This window comes from Streptomyces sp. NPDC019531 (assembly GCF_044903305.1).
GTDB lineage: Bacteria > Actinomycetota > Actinomycetes > Streptomycetales > Streptomycetaceae > Streptomyces.
Genome location: NZ_JBJDQL010000011.1, coordinates 127,902 through 142,651, shown reverse-complemented (window position 1 = coordinate 142,651; position 14,750 = coordinate 127,902). Strand labels below are relative to the sequence as shown.

The following is a 14,750-nucleotide window of genomic DNA, read 5'->3' as shown; positions in this document are numbered from 1 at the left end:
CGTCGGGGCAACTGCGCCGATGGAGACGGCCATCACTGGCACCGGGCCTGGTCAGCGCGTGCTACTCGTGGGTAACGTCGCGGTCATGAGCGCAGACCAGATGTCCATCGGCGAGATGCTCGCCGCCACCGTGCCCATGGCCCGGACCCTGAACCTGGAGTTCCTGGAGACCAGCCAGGAGAGGGCCGTGGTCGCCCTGCCCGACCAGGGCGAGTTCCACAACCACGTGGGCGGACCGCACGCCGGCGCGATGTTCACGCTCGGCGAGTCGGCGAGCGGGGCGATCGTCCTGGCCGCGTTCGGCGACCAGCTCTCGCGTGCGGTACCGCTGGCCGTCGGCGCGGAGATCGCCTACCGCAAGCTCGCGATGGGCCCGGTGACCGCCACGGCGACCCTGGGCCGCCCGGCCACCGAGGTCGTCGCCCAACTGGACGCCGGAGAGCGCCCGGAGTTCCCGGTCACGATCGAGATCCGCCGGGCCGACGGGGCGGTCACGGGTGAGATGACGGTGGTGTGGACATTGCGGCCGAACGGCTGAGTCAGGCCGGCCCTGGTGCGGGCGGCTCACGCGGTCGGGCCATGGGCCCGGGGCGGCGCCAGGCGGGTGTGACACGCGCGCGGGCGGCCGGGCCTTTCTTCTGCGCGCTTCGGACGGCGTGGAGTGAGCCGCACGTCTCCATAGGAGCCGACGGGGCCCATGTCCCGGATGTGTGCACGCTCTTGTCGGCCGGTCCGGGCCGTCGGCCCCGGGTGTGCGTAACACGCGCGTGCGGGTGAGTCGGGGAGAGTTCCTCTGAGGGTGCGATCCCGCGAGGGGCTCCCGTCCGAGGAGATGTGGTGCCCGGTGCCGCCCCGAGCCGGAGTCCCGCGCGCGTGAACCCGGGGGCGTGGCTGCGGCCGGCGTCCCCCGGGGGAGTTGTGGCCGCGGGTCTGTGTGACTGGGCTTGGGCGGGGGCTCGGATTCTGGCCGGGCCCTGCCTTGAGTGTGAGGCCCTGCGCGGGTGATCCCCGGGGGCGTGGCTGCGGTCGGCGTCCCGCCGGGGGAGTTGTGGCCGCGGGCCTGAGCAACCGAGCCCGGACCGGACCAGGACCAGGACCCGGACCCAGACCCAGACCCAGACCCAGACCCAGACCCAGACCCAGACCAGGACCCGGACCCGGGTCCTGCCCCCTCCCGTTCGGCCGTGGGCCGCTCATGAGGGGCCGCGCCCTGTCCGTGACACCCGGTCGGGACGGTGCCTGGTCCCCGAGGCGCTCGCACCACGTGGTCGCGGCCCCCAACCCCCGTCGCCCCGGCGGCAGCCGTTCAGGCCGCCAACCGCCCCCGCCCAAGCCCTTCGCCGCTCTCCAGCCCCGCCACGAACTCCTTGAGCCAGTCGATGAACTCGGGGCCCAGGTCGTCGCGGTCGCAGGCCAGGCGGACCACCGTGCGAAGGTAGTCCGCCTTGTCGCCGGTGTCGTAGCGCAGGCCGTCGAAGACGACACCGTGGACCGTGCCGTCGGCCGCGAGGTCCTGGAGGGCGTCGGTGAGCTGGATCTCGCCGCCGCGGCCGGGCGGGGTGCGGTCCAGGACGTCGAACACCGCGGGGTCGAGGACGTAGCGGCCGATGACCGCGTAGGCGCTCGGGGCCTTCTCGGGCGAGGGCTTCTCGACCAGGCCGGTGACGCGGACCACGCCCTCGTCCTCCGTCGGCTCCACGGCCGCGCAGCCGTAGAGGTGGATCTGCTCGCGCGGTACCTCCATGAGGGCGACCACGCTGCCGGCGTAGCGCTCGCGGACGTCGAGCATCGTGCTGAGCAGGGTCTCGCGCGGGTCGATCAGATCGTCGCCGAGGAGGACGGCGAAGGGCTGGTCGCCGACATGGCGGCGGGCGCACAGCACCGCATGGCCGAGGCCGAGCGGCTCGCCCTGGCGGATGTGGTGGATGTTGGCGAGGCGGGCCGGGTCGCGTACCGCATCGAGGCGTACCGCGTCACCCTTGGCCACGAGGGCCTGCTCCAGCTCGAAGGCGTGGTCGAAGTGGTCCTCGATGGCCCGCTTGTGCCGGCCGGTGACCATCAGTACGTCGTCGAGCCCGGCAGCGGCGGCCTCCTCGACGACGTACTGGATGGCCGGCTTGTCGACGACCGGGAGCATCTCCTTCGGTGTCGCCTTGGTCGCCGGCAGGAACCGGGTGCCGAGTCCGGCGGCCGGAACGACCGCCTTGCGGACCGTGCGGGTGGGGACGGGGGTGTCTGTCGGGTGGGGGACGATCATGCGGATCATGCTGAGGGACCGCGATGAGAGCCCACCGGGAGGTACCTGGGAGCTTCCTGTGGACCCGGTCGCAAGTTGGAGATTTCGTGTGCCGAGCATCCTGCGGCGTACACAACTTGAAGCCGACGCCCCGCTTATTTCGAATGCGGGTGCGGATACCCGCGGTAACTTTTCTGAAGTCGTTCCTTTTTGAACGTCAGTCACTCGAACTTCTTGTTTGCTGTGCGGCAATTGTGCGAAGGTGAGCGCCCCCGATAGCCGAGTCGGAACTGACGCGGCATAGGTATGCACCAATCAGGCACCTGCTTTCCGAGGGCGCGTATTCCCCATGCCGCCCTGCGGCCTGGAAGGAATTGGTCCCGTGCAATCCGCTTACCCTCCACGACCCCCATACCCCCCACGGCCCGGATCGAGTCCGGGGGAGTCCGACCGCAATCTCCTGGCCCGGCTCGGGGAGAACCGTGTGGACGGCCATGCCGTAGCCCTGTTGATGGCGCGGCACTGGCAGGCGACGTACGAATACTCCGTCATCTGCCTCGCGTCTTGGTCGGGTTCGGCGTCGATGGCGGCCGCCGCGGCTTTCCACCGGGTGTTCGGACGGGCGGGTGACGGAGCGCTGCGACCGCAACTTCTCATAGCCGTGAGGGAGTTCGTCAAGGAGTGGGCCGCCGATGACAGCGTATCCGCGGTACTTCCGGAACTCCGCAAGACGATCGGTGGTCGTGGTCTACGCGCGGCGAGGTCCGTCACCCCCGAAAGGCGACTGCTTGCCGAGCGCGCATTCCGGGCCCTTCCGGGGGCCTCGCAATGCCTGCTGTGGCATGTGGAGGTCGAGGCCGAGCCCGTTTCCGTTCCGGCCGGCCTGTTGGGTGTCGACACCGCCCGCGCGGCCGCCGCACTGGAGCAGGCCCGCGAGCAATTCCGCACCGGCTGTGTACGCGCCCATCGAGAACTCGCGCCGACCAGCGAATGCCGTTTCTACAACCGTCTCCTCGATGTCCCGATTCGCCGGGGCGGAGGCCTGCTGCCCGATGTGCGGAAACATCTGACGGAATGCCGGTACTGCCGGCACGCGGCCGAACAGCTCAGCCATTTCGAGGGCGGCCTTGAGGTGTTGCTCGCCGAGACGGTGCTCGGCTGGGGCGCCCACCGTTATCTGGACTCGCGGCCCGCGCGCGCCGCCGGCCGACCGGCGGCGGAGCTGCACGGGACCGCCCGGCCCCGGCCCGGCGGACGCCACCGGCCCGTACCGGCCGGCCTTCTCGCCCAGTCCCGCAAGCACCCCCGGGCCGTCCTCCTGGGTGCCGGACTGACGTCCCTCGCCCTGCTCGCCACGGTGCTCGTCGCCAAGGGCTGGACCGATGACGGCATGCCCACGACCGGTGCCACCTGGGGCGCGGTCAGCGGCAACACCCTACGGCCGAGCCCGTCGGAGGTCTCTCAGGAGGCCGGGTCCCCGTCCGCTGCCTCCATGGGCAACCCCGTCGAGGTCGGCCACGGCAGGCTCCGCAACGCCGGCGACGGACTGTGCCTCGACACGCGCGAGGGCCTAACCGGCGACGCCACGAAGGCCGTTCTGGCGCAGTGCTCCTCCGCCGGGTCACAGCAGTGGGCGTACCAGGACGACGGGCTGCTGCGCAGCGCCGTCGACCCCGGCCTCTGCCTCGACTCGGACGCCGAGAGGCGGACCGTCGTGGTCGCCGACTGTCTGGCGCACACGGGCGAGGTCCGCTACGACCTCACCGTGCGCGGCGAACTCCTGCTGCGCCGCGGCAAGGGACTGCTGGTCGCACCCGGCAACGGGAACACCGTGGTCGTCACCGAGCGGAACGGCTCTCAGGGGCAGCGGTGGTACCTGGAGTCCGCCGACGAGAGCGCGCCGGCCCAGCAGGGCACGCGGCAGCCCGGGGACACGGAGACGAGCAGCCCCTCCGGGAGCCCTTCCGGGGAACCGGACGAGGAGCCCGACCCACTCCACCTCGCCCCGGCCTCGCCTCCCGGAGCCGACGGCCACTCAGACCAGGGAGACCAGGGAGACCAGGGAGACCAGGGACCGGACCAGAGCCCCGGCCGGCCCTCGGATCAGCAAGGGACCCCGCCGGAGCGGTACGAGACCAGGGTCGCCCAGGTCGACCACGGCGATTCCGAGCCGGCCACGCCGGTCGAGGAGGCGGGAGCGGTGGTGGACGCGGTCGCGCACACCGTGACGTCGATGACGGATGCCGTCACGTCGACCCCTCGGACCGCGCTGCCGTAGCCGGTGGCGCGGACGCGGCCGGGGTCGCACCGAGGGGGGTGACCCCGGCCGCCCTTCTTTCCCTCTTTCCGGCACGACGACATGGGGGCGCCTCGGCGGGGTGAGCCGGTGCTCGGGACGTCGGTTCTCGTGACCCGGTAGGCTGCCTCGGCGTGCGCCGGTACGTGGCGCACGCCGGGAACGCGACTCAGGAGGAACCGGCGTTGCACGTCCAGGAATGGCTCGACACCGTGCCCCCGGCCGCCGTCTACGCCCTGGTGGGCCTGGTCATCGGCCTGGAGAGCCTGGGCATCCCGCTGCCCGGCGAGATCATCCTGGTGTCGGCCGCGCTGCTGTCCTCGCAGCACGCGGGGATCAACCCCGTGGTGCTCGGTGCGTGCGCCAGCATCGGAGCGGTCGTCGGTGACTCCATCGGCTATGCAATCGGACGCAAGGGCGGACGGCCGCTACTGGCCTGGCTGGCAGGCAAGTTCCCCAAGCACTTCAGCAAAGGCCATGTCGCCACGGCGGAGCGGTCCTTCGAGAAGTGGGGCATGTGGGCGGTGTTCTTCGGCCGCTTCGTCGCGTTGCTGAGGATCTTCGCCGGACCTCTCGCCGGTGTGCTGCGGATGCCGTACTGGAAGTTCCTGATCGCCAACGTGCTGGGCGGGATCGTCTGGGCCGGCGGGACCACCGCCGTCATCTACTACGTGGGCATCGTCGCGGAGTCCTGGCTGAAGCGGTTCTCGTGGCTGGGGCTGGTGCTCGCGGTGCTCATCGGGCTCACCTCGATGCTCGTGCTCAAGCGCAGGGCGGCGAAGGCGACGGCCCAGATGCAGGCGGCCGAGCCGGAGACCGTCCCGGCCGCCGACTGACGCTCACGGAGTCTCGTGCACCTTGTCGTGGGCCTTGGCCAGGTCGGCGTAGAGCGTGCCGTTCAGGGTGACCCCCTGCCGTTCCTCCTCCGTCAGTTCCCGCCGCACCTTCGCGGGTACGCCCGCCACCAGTGAACCCGGCGGTACCCGCATGCCCTGCGGTACCAGTGCCTGGGCCGCGACCAGGGAACCCGCGCCGATCACCGCGCCGTTCAGGACCGTCGCGCCCATGCCGATCAGGCAGTCGTCCTCGACCGTCGCACCGTGCACGACCGCGTTGTGGCCTACCGAGACGCGCTCGCCGATCGTCAACGGGAAGCCGGGGTCGGCGTGCAGTGTGCAGTTGTCCTGGATATTGCTCTGGGCGCCGACTGAGATGCGTTCTACGTCGCCGCGGGCCACTGCCCCGTACCAGAGGCTCGCCCCAGCCCCCAGCGTCACGTCTCCGATCACGGACGCGGTGGGCGCCACGAAGGCATCCCCGTCGATCTTCGGTTCCTTGCCGCCGATGCCCGTGATCAACGCCCTGTGCGCCATTTCGCCTCCTGGTTCCGGATATCCCGAACCGTACGCCACCCGGTGGGGCGAAGATCACAAGGCCTCGGACGCGTGCGGACGGCGTGTGCTCAGTACGGTGAGCTCGTGCCGAAGAGCAAGAACACGTTCTCATCCTGGCGGGGCCGTCTCGTCCAGCGTGCCGTCCACGCGGGCTGGGCCTGGGTGCAGCGCACGGGCTCCGTCACCGCCGAGCGCCCCGGCCGCCTCCGCTTCGGCGCGCTGGGCGCGCACAGCCGGCTGGCCTTTCCGCTCGGCACGGTGTTCGGTGAGCCGTGGATCCATGTCGGTTCCCACTGCATCGTCGGCGAACAGGTCACCCTCACGGCCGGCTTGATGCCCGACCTCGACCTCGGCCCGGATCCGATCCTGCGCATCGGCGACGGGGTCGTGCTGGGGCGCGGCAGCCATGTCATCGCCGACACCACGGTCACCATCGGCAATGACTGCTACTTCGGGCCGTACGTCTATGTCACGTCCACCAATCACTCCTACGACGATCCCCACGAGCCCATCGGCAAGCAGTGGCCGCGGATGGAGCCGGTGGAGATCGGGCCGGGGTGCTGGATCGGGACCGGGGCGGTGATCCTCCCCGGCGCGCGGATCGGACGGAACGTCGTCGTGGCCGCCGGGGCCGTGGTCCGGGGTGTGGTGCCGGACCACGCCGTGGTCGCGGGGGCGCCCGCCCGTGTCGTACGGCGATGGACGGCCGAGGAGGGCTGGCAGCCACCGCTGAGAACACCGGCTCCGGTTCCGATACCGGAGGGGGCCACGGCGGAGCAGCTCAACGCGCTGGCCGGCCTGGACGAGAAGACGGCGGCGAAACTCGCGGAGCTGGACTGAGGTGACGGGGAGTCGGGCGAGCCGGCCTGGTTGAGGGGTGCGAGTCAGCTCGCGGGGCCGGCCGGGATGAGAGCTGAGGCGGCTCAGACGAGGGCCTCCTCGGCGTACCGCTGGAAGTCGGCGACCGACGCGTTGCCGTACGCATACCTCTGCGGACACCTCTTCAGCACCGCGAAGAACACCTCGTCCCCGATCGGAACGCGTCGTCGGCGAGGCGTACACGTAGTCGGCGAGTTCCTGTGCTGTGCCCTCGCCCTCGTGCTCGGACCGCAGCCACTGTGCGTACCGCGCGAACCCCTCGTTGATCCAGATGTCCTTTCAGCGCCGCACGGACACGAGGTCGCCGTACCACTGGTGGGCCGGCCCGAAGTACCCGCTCAGCCAGTCGGCGATCTCCCCGGTCCGCTCGACGCTCGTCCGCGCCGCCCCGTAGTCGGCGCCGAGATCCTTGCTGTAGGCGTTGACGACCGGAATGCCGCTGTCGGTCTTCCCGGTGATGAGGTCGAACCGACCGACGGCCAGGGTCGCCAGACACGTGGCCTGCGGCTTGTCGGAGCGCCAGTTCCAGCGGGTCCGGCCGAGGCGTGAACTCGTCGGCTGGAGCGTGCCGTTGGAGATGGCCAGGTTGCCGTCGGGCACCAGAACCGACACGTCGTAGGTCGCCTTGTCGAGCGGGTGGTCGTTGCTCGGGAACCACCACAGGGCCGCTTCGGGTCCGTTGGCCCCGACCCCGCCGTCCGGAGTGCGGTGCAAACTGGTGAAGCCGTACGCCTGCTTCGACGACGGCAGTGCGCTGTGGCGGACCACCAACGTGACCGAAGTGCCCCTGGCCAGCGGTGCCTTCGGAGTGATCTCCAGCTCACTGGGAGACGTCGTATCCGCCGTTGCCATAGGCCGGGTAGTAGGGGTCGCCGAGACCCGGAGCGCCGGGAGACGGGCTCGCCGCCGACGCCGGGATCGCGGCATCAGGGAGGCCGCCGCGAGTGCGCCCCGTGCGATGAGTCCGCGGTGCGCGAAAGCTCCAAGTCGTAGGGACACGAGATCTGTTCGCGGCCTATTCGCCACCTGTGAGCTGGATGTGTCCACGGTCGCCCCCGTCACACGATCGCCATTCGGCCGTCATGGCCCCAAGAGGCCCTCTTTTGTACGGGAGTTGACCGCAGTACCGTCCGCGCATGTCGATACGCACGCGCTTCACGATCTGGAGACCGCTCGCGACAGCCGCCGCGGCCACCGCCGCCCTGCTGGCCACCTTTCTCACGCCCGCGACCGCACAGGCGCAGCCCCAGGCCGCCCCGGGGGAGAGCCAGCCCGTCTACTCGTACGAGAACGCCGTCCGTGAGGCCGTCTGGGTGGACACCCGGCTCGACGGCGACGGTGACGGCAGGACCGACCGAGTCGCCGTCGACATCGTCCGGCCCCGCGAACCGGCCCAGAAGGGCCGCAAGGTGCCGGTCATCATGGACGCCAGCCCCTACTACTCCTGCTGCGGGCGCGGCAACGAGAGCCAGCTGAAGACGTACGACGCGAACGGCGACGTCGTCCAGATGCCGCTGTTCTACGACAACTACTTCGTGCCCCGCGGCTACGCCTTCGTCGGCGTCGACCTCGCCGGCACCAACCGCTCCGACGGCTGTGTGGACGTCGGCGGACGCTCCGACATCCAGTCCGCCAAGGCGGTGGTCGACTGGCTCAATGGCCGAGCCACCGCCTACACGACCCGCACGGGCACCGCGAAGACCAAGGCCACCTGGACCAACGGCAAGACCGGCATGATCGGCAAGAGCTGGGACGGCACCATCGCCAACGGTGTCGCCGCCACCGGAGTCGAGGGTCTGAAGACCATCGTCCCGATCAGCGCCATCTCCACCTGGTACGACTACTACTTCTCCGAGGGCGCCCCGCTCTACGACTCAGGACCCGACTGGCTCTCCGACTACGTCGACAGCCCCGACGCCCGTGCCAAGTGCGCCGCCGTCCAGCAGAAACTCGTCGACCAGGCGCCCCGCACCGGCGACTGGACCCCGCTGTGGACTGAGCGCGACTACGTGAAGGACGCGAAGAAGGTCAAGGCCAGCGTCTTCCTCGTCCACGGCATGCAGGACCTCAACGTCCGTCTCCAGCACGTCGGTCCGTGGTGGGACGCCCTCGCGAAGAACGGCGTCGAGCGCAAGATCTGGCTCTCCCAGACCGGTCACGTCGACCCCTTCGACTTCCGTCGCGCGGAATGGGTCGACACCCTGCACCGCTGGTTCGACCACGAGCTCCTCGGCTACGACAACGGCATCGACCGCGAGCCCATGGCCGACATCGAACGCCACCCCGACCAGTGGGTCACCTCGAAGTCCTGGCCCCCGCGCGGCACTTCGGCGGTCACTCTGCGCCCTGCCCAGGGCACCCAGCAGGGCGTCGGCACCCTCGGCCTCACCAAGGCCAGGGGCACCGAGACCTTCACCGACAATCCGGCGCTGAGCGAGACCGACTGGGCCGCCCAGATCGACACCTCGACCCCCGACAAGGCGGGCTTCACCACCGGCACGCTCACCAGGGACCTCCGCCTGTCCGGTCCCTCCAAGGTCACCGTGACGGCGACCCCGACCACCTCCACGGCCCACCTCTCCGCCGTGCTCGTGGACCTCGGTCCCGACACCATCCGCGACTACGCGGCGTCGGGTGAAGGCATCACCACGCTTGCCGACCGCACCTGCTGGGGCGTCAGCACCGCCGGTGACAGCGCCTGCTTCAAGGAGACACAGGCGAAGACCACCGCCGTCGACCACACGGTCGTCAGCCGTGGCTGGGCCGACCTCGGCAACTACGCCGACCCCGGAAAGGGCGTCCCGCTCATCCCGGGCAAGGCCTACACCATCACCCTCGACCTGGGCGCCACGGACCACGTCGTCCCGGCGGGCCACCGTCTCGCCCTGATCGTCGCGGGAACCGACAAGGACCTCATCGACCCGCCGTCCACCAAGCCCACTCTCACCATCGACCTGTCCCGCACCTCGGCCCGCGTCCCGCTGGTCGGCGGCGCTTCCGCCTTCGCGCACACCACAAAGGGCGCCGAGACGGCCGTACCGCATGAGGCCGGGGCCCTCGACGGTGTCCGGGCTCCGCACACCGCCCACCGCGTCCCGGACGGAGGCTGACACCCGTTGCCTCTCGACGAACGCGCTCCGTACCACCCCACGGCCGGTGAGCCCGAAACCGGTTGTTGAATCGGTCGAGATCTGCGGCACCTGTGGTAGGTCCTGGGGAATCGTGTGAAAACCGGCGTATCCACCGCTCCAGGGGAAGGTGCCGCAGATGACTGAAGACCTGAAGAAGAGAGGCAGCCGGGAAGGGCCCGCGGGCATTCTCGGCCACGAGACCGACCGGGTGGTGTTCGGGGTCACCGCCGCCATCACCGTGGCCTTCGTCGTCTGGGGCTGGGCGGCGACGGACTCCCTGGAGGACGTCTCCACCACGATGCTCAACGGGCTGATCCACAACGGCGGCTGGGCCTTCATGCTGGCCGCCTCGTGTTTCGTGGTCTTCGCCCTCTGGCTCGCCATGAGCCGCTACGGCCGCATCCACCTCGGCGCCGAGGGCGAGGAACCCGAGTTCAAGACGGTGTCCTGGGTCGCGATGATGTTCAGCGCCGGCATGGGCATCGGCCTGATGTTCTACGGCGTCAGCGAGCCGCTCTCGCACTACACGACCCCGCCCCCGGGCACGAACCCCGCCAACTCCGGTGAGCGCATGGAGACGGCGATGGCCACCACCCTCTTCCACTGGACCCTGCACCCCTGGGCGATCTACGCGGTGGTCGGACTCGGCATCGCCTACAGCACCTTCCGCAAGCGCAGGCGCCAGACCATCAGCGCCGTCTTCACCCCGCTCATCGGGGAGAGGCACGCGAACGGCACCGCGGGCCGGGTGATCGACATCCTCGCGATCATCGCCACCGTCTTCGGCTCCGCGGCCTCCCTCGGCCTCGGCGCCCTCCAGATCGGCTCCGGCTTCCAGGAACTGGACTGGATGGACGACGTGAGCACCGGACTGCTCGTCGCGATCATCGCCGTGCTGACCCTGGCCTTCGTCGCCTCGGCGGTCTCCGGCATCGAGCGCGGCATCCAGTGGCTGTCCAACACCAACATGGTGCTCGCCCTGATCCTCGCCGTGTTCGTGTTCATCGCGGGCCCCACGATCATCGTGCTCGACCTGATGCCCACCTCGATTTTCTCCTACCTCGGCGACCTGCCCCAGCTCGCCGGACGCACCGAGGCCAGCGGTGGCAAGGGCGTCGCGGACTGGCTCGGCAGCTGGACCGTCTTCTACTGGGCCTGGTGGATCTCCTGGACGCCGTTCGTCGGCATGTTCATCGCCCGTATCAGCCGGGGCCGCACCATCCGGCAGTTCGTCGGCGGTGTCATCCTCGTGCCGAGCACGGTCAGTCTGGTGTGGTTCGCGATCTTCGGCGGTACGGCCATGAAGCTGAAGGAGGGCGGCGCCCTCGGCGGCGAGGACACCCCCGAGGGTCAACTCTTCGGCGTTCTCCAGGAGTTCCCCATCGCCACCGCCACCAGCCTGCTGGTGATGATCCTGGTCGGCATCTTCTTCGTCTCGGGCGCCGACGCCGCGTCCATCGTGATGGGCACGCTGTCCCAGAAGGGCGCCCTCGAACCCGGCCGTTTCGTCGTCGTGTTCTGGGGCGTGGTCACCGGAGCGGTCGCCGCCATCATGCTGCTCGTCGGCAGCGGCCAGGGCGACGCGCTCACCGGCCTGCAGAACCTCACGATCCTGGCCGCCGCGCCCTTCGTCCTCGTGATGATCGGCATGTGCGTCGCCCTCATGCGCGACCTGCGCCGCGACCCGGTCATCGTGCGCGGCGAGATGGGCTCCGAGGCGGTCGAACGCGCCGTGATCGAGGGCCACAGGAAGTACGACGGCGACTTCGGGATCCAGGTCGGCCCGGGCCCCGGCACCGAGACGGAGGGCGATCCGCTGGGCCACGACCACGGCTGAGCACGGCGCATGTCCGAAGGAGGCGAGCCGTCCGCCTCCTCCGTGCCGCTCGTCCAGGCACCCCTCGTCCGCTGCCCCTTCGACCACGCGTACGCCGACGACGCGGAGCCACACGGCCACCCACTGGTCCGCCTCCGGCGAACCCGCCGCCCCGTGTCGGCGGAATGACCCATGCCGTGCTCAGAACGCCCCAAAGGCGGGAATACTCACACCATGTCTGCCGCATACGCGACCTTCGGCCTGGCACCGGCGATGCGTGCCGGTGGAGTTCTCGCCAACGGTGACCTCCAGATCCACCGGGACTTCGTGGACTTCATCGTCGACGGCCGCCCTCTCCTCTTCCAGCTCTCCGACCTCGACGCCGTCTCCCCACTGGCCTCCGACGTCCCACCCGCGATCTTCACCGCCCAGGTCCGCAGCCTCCTGGGCGAGGCGGACGCCCCGCTTCCGGGCGGCCGTTACGTCATCTATGGCTGCCCCGAGTGCGAGGACCTCGCCTGCGGAGCCGTCACCGCCGTCATCGAGCGGGACGGCGACGACTTCATCTGGCGGGACTTCGCCTGGCAGACCGAGGACGCCGTGGACCTCGAACTCAACGGCTACCACGGCATAGGGCCCTTCCGTTTCCAGGGCGCCGAGTACCGGGCCGCCCTCGACTCCCTGCTCCAGGGCGGCGGTGACGCGGAGGGCACGCGCCGCCGCGTCCTGCTCATCGGCGCCCGCGTCGCCGTCCTCGCCAAACTCGCCGCCGCCCTGCGCACCATCGGCATCGGCGCCGACATCACCCGCGAAGTGGGCGACGTGCACGCCGACGAACTCCGTGGCTACGGCGCCGTCGCCTTCGGACGCGCGGTCACCGAGGAGGAACGTGCCGCCGTACGCCACTCCTTCGAACGCGCGGGCGTCGACGTGGCCTACGTCGACGGTCTCGCCCCGATCATCCCGCTGCTCGTGGCCCAGATAGAGCACGCCCTGGACCGCAGCCCGGCCGAACAGCGCCGTCTGACCGGCCTGGTCGCCGCCGACGGCGAGGCCGGCGTCGAGGTCACCTCACCATGCCGGGTCCGCCTCACGGCGTACCGCATCGACCGGCTCTACCGCAGTCACGCCCAGGAGGTCTTCGACGGTGTCCTGGAAGCGGGCCGGCACCGGATCGCCCTGGATGCCAAGGCGGTGAAAGGAGAATCGTTCGTGGTGGCGCGGACCTCGGGAAGTGTCCTGGTGGAGGCCATGGCCCGCTGAAAACCCAGGCGCTGCGCACCGGCGGCGGCCATTAGGATCGACAGTCTGATGACTGCCACCCTCGTCGCCAAGAACCTCGCCGCCGGCCACGGCGACCGTTCCCTGTTCAGCGGGCTCGACCTCGTCGTCGCGCCCGGAGATGTGATCGGCCTGGTCGGAGCCAACGGCGCGGGCAAGTCCACGCTGCTCAGAATGCTCGCCGGGCTGATCGCACCCGAGGAGGGGGAGCTCAGGCTCTCTCCGCCGACGGCCACCGTCGGGCATCTCCCGCAGGAGCCCGAGCGGCGCCCGGGCGAGACCGTCCGGGACTTCCTCGCCCGCCGCACCGGGGTCGCCGAGGCCCAGCGCGTGATGGACGACGCGACCCAGGCCCTGGTCGACGGGGCACCGGGCGCGGACGACGCGTACGCCACGAGCCTGGAGCGCTGGCTCGACCTCGGCGGCGCCGACCTCGACGAACGGGCCGAGGAGGTCGCCGACTCACTGGGCCTGGCGGTCGACCTGGACCAGCCCATGACGTCCCTGTCGGGCGGCCAGGCGGCGCGAGCCGGCCTCGCCTCCCTCCTGCTCTCCCGCTACGACGTCTTCCTCCTCGACGAGCCGACCAACGACCTCGACCTGGACGGCCTGGAGCGCCTGGAGCGGTTCGTGAAGGGCCTCCGCGCCGGCACGGTCGTCGTCAGCCATGACCGCGAGTTCCTCACCCGCACCGTCACCAAGGTCCTCGAACTCGACCTCGCCCAGCAGCAGATCACCCTCTACGGCGGCGGCTACGAGGCCTACCTGGAGGAGCGTGAGGTCGCCCGCCGGCACGCCCGGGACGACTACGAGGAGTACGCCGACAAGAGGACCGCCCTCCAGGACCGGGCGCAGATGCAGCGCTCCTGGATGGACAAGGGCGTGAAGAACGCCCGCCGCAAGGCGAGCAACGACAACGACAAGATCGGCCGCAAGTTCCGCAGCGAGGCCAGCGAGAAGCAGGCCGCGAAGGCACGCCAGACCCAGCGCATGATCGAACGCCTGGACGTCGTCGAGGAACCGCGCAAGGAGTGGGACCTGCGGATGGAGATCGCGTCGGCACCCCGCTCGGGCGCGGTCGTCGCGACCCTGAGGGACGCCGAGGTACGTCAGGGTGACTTCGTTCTCGGCCCGGTGTCCCTCCAGATCGACTGGGCGGACCGGGTGGCGGTCACGGGCGCGAACGGCGCGGGCAAGTCGACGCTGCTCGGCGCCCTGCTGGGCCGGGTGCCGGTGACCTCCGGCCAGGCCTCCCTGGGCTCAGGCGTCCTGATCGGCGAGGTCGACCAGGCCCGCAAGCTCTTCCACGGAGAGGAGTCCCTCCTGGACGCCTTCTGCGCGGCGGTCCCCGACACGGAACCGGCCGAAGTCCGCACCCTCCTCGCCAAGTTCGGCCTGAAGGCGGACCACGTCCTGCGCTCGGCGGCGACGCTGTCGCCGGGAGAGCGGACGAGGTCCGCGCTCGCCTTGTTGCAGGGCCGGGGCGTGAATCTCCTGGTCCTGGACGAACCGACGAACCACCTGGACCTCCCGGCGATCGAACAGCTGGAATCGGCCCTGGACGCCTACGAAGGCACCCTGCTCCTGGTCACCCACGACCGCAGAATGCTGGACGCGGTGAGGGTGACCCGCCGCCTGGAGGTCTCAGCAGGCAAGGTGACGGAAGCGCCCTGAAGGGGCGCGGGGAACTGCGCGACCAGCCACAACTGACCCGCAG

11 protein-coding genes and 1 pseudogene are annotated in these 14,750 nt (G+C 70.4%); 9 read left to right on the top strand and 3 right to left on the bottom strand.

The window, feature by feature from the left end; translation table 11 throughout:
- The first annotated feature begins 100 nt into the window (after positions 1 to 100).
- On the top strand, positions 101 to 538 hold the full coding sequence (locus ACI2L1_RS16390) for a DUF4442 domain-containing protein (protein WP_404740066.1): 438 nt from the start codon (positions 101 to 103) through the stop codon (positions 536 to 538).
- A 768-nt stretch (positions 539 to 1,306) separates the two neighbouring features.
- Here the strand turns inward: ACI2L1_RS16390 and galU are convergent.
- Positions 1,307 to 2,257: a UTP--glucose-1-phosphate uridylyltransferase GalU gene (galU, locus tag ACI2L1_RS16385; RefSeq protein WP_404739992.1), complete on the bottom strand. Its 951-nt coding sequence runs from the start codon at positions 2,255 to 2,257 to the stop codon at positions 1,307 to 1,309.
- A gap of 463 nt (positions 2,258 to 2,720) precedes the next feature.
- On the opposite strand from galU, the gene ACI2L1_RS16380 reads away from it, so the two are divergent.
- Both ACI2L1_RS16380 and ACI2L1_RS16375 read left to right on the top strand, forming a co-directional pair.
- Positions 2,721 to 4,514 carry an RICIN domain-containing protein gene (locus tag ACI2L1_RS16380; RefSeq protein ID WP_404739991.1) on the top strand — a complete coding sequence of 598 codons (1,794 nt, stop codon included), beginning with the start codon at positions 2,721 to 2,723 and terminating at the stop codon, positions 4,512 to 4,514.
- 203 nt (positions 4,515 to 4,717) lie between these two features.
- Positions 4,718 to 5,368, top strand: coding sequence for a DedA family protein (locus ACI2L1_RS16375; RefSeq protein WP_404740065.1), 651 nt, complete (start codon positions 4,718 to 4,720; stop codon positions 5,366 to 5,368).
- A gap of 3 nt (positions 5,369 to 5,371) precedes the next feature.
- Here the strand turns inward: ACI2L1_RS16375 and ACI2L1_RS16370 are convergent, their stop codons facing one another.
- Positions 5,372 to 5,905: a gamma carbonic anhydrase family protein gene (locus ACI2L1_RS16370; protein ID WP_404739990.1), complete on the bottom strand. Its 534-nt coding sequence runs from the start codon at positions 5,903 to 5,905 to the stop codon at positions 5,372 to 5,374.
- A 105-nt stretch (positions 5,906 to 6,010) separates the two neighbouring features.
- Here ACI2L1_RS16370 and ACI2L1_RS16365 point away from each other — a divergent pair, with 105 nt between their 5' ends.
- On the top strand, positions 6,011 to 6,766 hold the full coding sequence (locus tag ACI2L1_RS16365) for an acyltransferase (RefSeq protein WP_404739989.1): 756 nt from the start codon (positions 6,011 to 6,013) through the stop codon (positions 6,764 to 6,766).
- A 95-nt stretch (positions 6,767 to 6,861) separates the two neighbouring features.
- Here the strand turns inward: ACI2L1_RS16365 and ACI2L1_RS16360 are convergent.
- Positions 6,862 to 7,732: pseudogene (locus ACI2L1_RS16360) on the bottom strand (M1 family aminopeptidase); the annotation flags it as partial.
- Between the two features lie 209 nt (positions 7,733 to 7,941).
- Here ACI2L1_RS16360 and ACI2L1_RS16355 point away from each other — a divergent pair.
- From ACI2L1_RS16355 to ACI2L1_RS16335, 5 genes are all read left to right on the top strand, one after another.
- The gene (locus tag ACI2L1_RS16355; RefSeq protein ID WP_404739988.1) at positions 7,942 to 9,915 is read left to right on the top strand and encodes a Xaa-Pro dipeptidyl-peptidase; all 1,974 of its coding nucleotides are present in this window, start codon (positions 7,942 to 7,944) and stop codon (positions 9,913 to 9,915) included.
- A 157-nt stretch (positions 9,916 to 10,072) separates the two neighbouring features.
- Positions 10,073 to 11,773, top strand: a complete 1,701-nt coding sequence (locus ACI2L1_RS16350) for a BCCT family transporter (protein WP_404739987.1) — start codon at positions 10,073 to 10,075, stop codon at positions 11,771 to 11,773.
- Positions 11,774 to 11,782: 9 nt separating this feature from the next.
- On the top strand, positions 11,783 to 11,941 hold the full coding sequence (locus ACI2L1_RS16345) for a hypothetical protein (protein WP_404739986.1): 159 nt from the start codon (positions 11,783 to 11,785) through the stop codon (positions 11,939 to 11,941).
- Between the two features lie 45 nt (positions 11,942 to 11,986).
- The gene (locus ACI2L1_RS16340; protein ID WP_404739985.1) at positions 11,987 to 13,015 is read left to right on the top strand and encodes an oxidoreductase; all 1,029 of its coding nucleotides are present in this window, start codon (positions 11,987 to 11,989) and stop codon (positions 13,013 to 13,015) included.
- 48 nt (positions 13,016 to 13,063) lie between these two features.
- A complete protein-coding gene (locus ACI2L1_RS16335; protein WP_404739984.1) occupies positions 13,064 to 14,707 on the top strand; it encodes an ABC-F family ATP-binding cassette domain-containing protein in 1,644 nt (547 codons plus the stop codon).
- The last annotated feature ends 43 nt before the right edge of the window (positions 14,708 to 14,750 follow it).

Excerpts from the sequence above, each read along its gene's own strand:
- ACI2L1_RS16345 (WP_404739986.1), top strand. The coding sequence starts at position 11,783 with ATGTCCGAAGGAGGCGAGCCGTCCGCCTCCTCCGTGCCGCTCGTCCAG.
- ACI2L1_RS16390 (WP_404740066.1), top strand. The coding sequence starts at position 101 with ATGTCCATCGGCGAGATGCTCGCCGCCACCGTGCCCATGGCCCGGACC.
- galU (WP_404739992.1), bottom strand. The coding sequence starts at position 2,257 with ATGATCGTCCCCCACCCGACAGACACCCCCGTCCCCACCCGCACGGTC.
- ACI2L1_RS16355 (WP_404739988.1), top strand. The coding sequence starts at position 7,942 with ATGTCGATACGCACGCGCTTCACGATCTGGAGACCGCTCGCGACAGCC.
- ACI2L1_RS16370 (WP_404739990.1), bottom strand. The coding sequence starts at position 5,905 with ATGGCGCACAGGGCGTTGATCACGGGCATCGGCGGCAAGGAACCGAAG.
- ACI2L1_RS16335 (WP_404739984.1), top strand. The coding sequence starts at position 13,064 with ATGACTGCCACCCTCGTCGCCAAGAACCTCGCCGCCGGCCACGGCGAC.
- ACI2L1_RS16340 (WP_404739985.1), top strand. The coding sequence starts at position 11,987 with ATGTCTGCCGCATACGCGACCTTCGGCCTGGCACCGGCGATGCGTGCC.
- ACI2L1_RS16350 (WP_404739987.1), top strand. The coding sequence starts at position 10,073 with ATGACTGAAGACCTGAAGAAGAGAGGCAGCCGGGAAGGGCCCGCGGGC.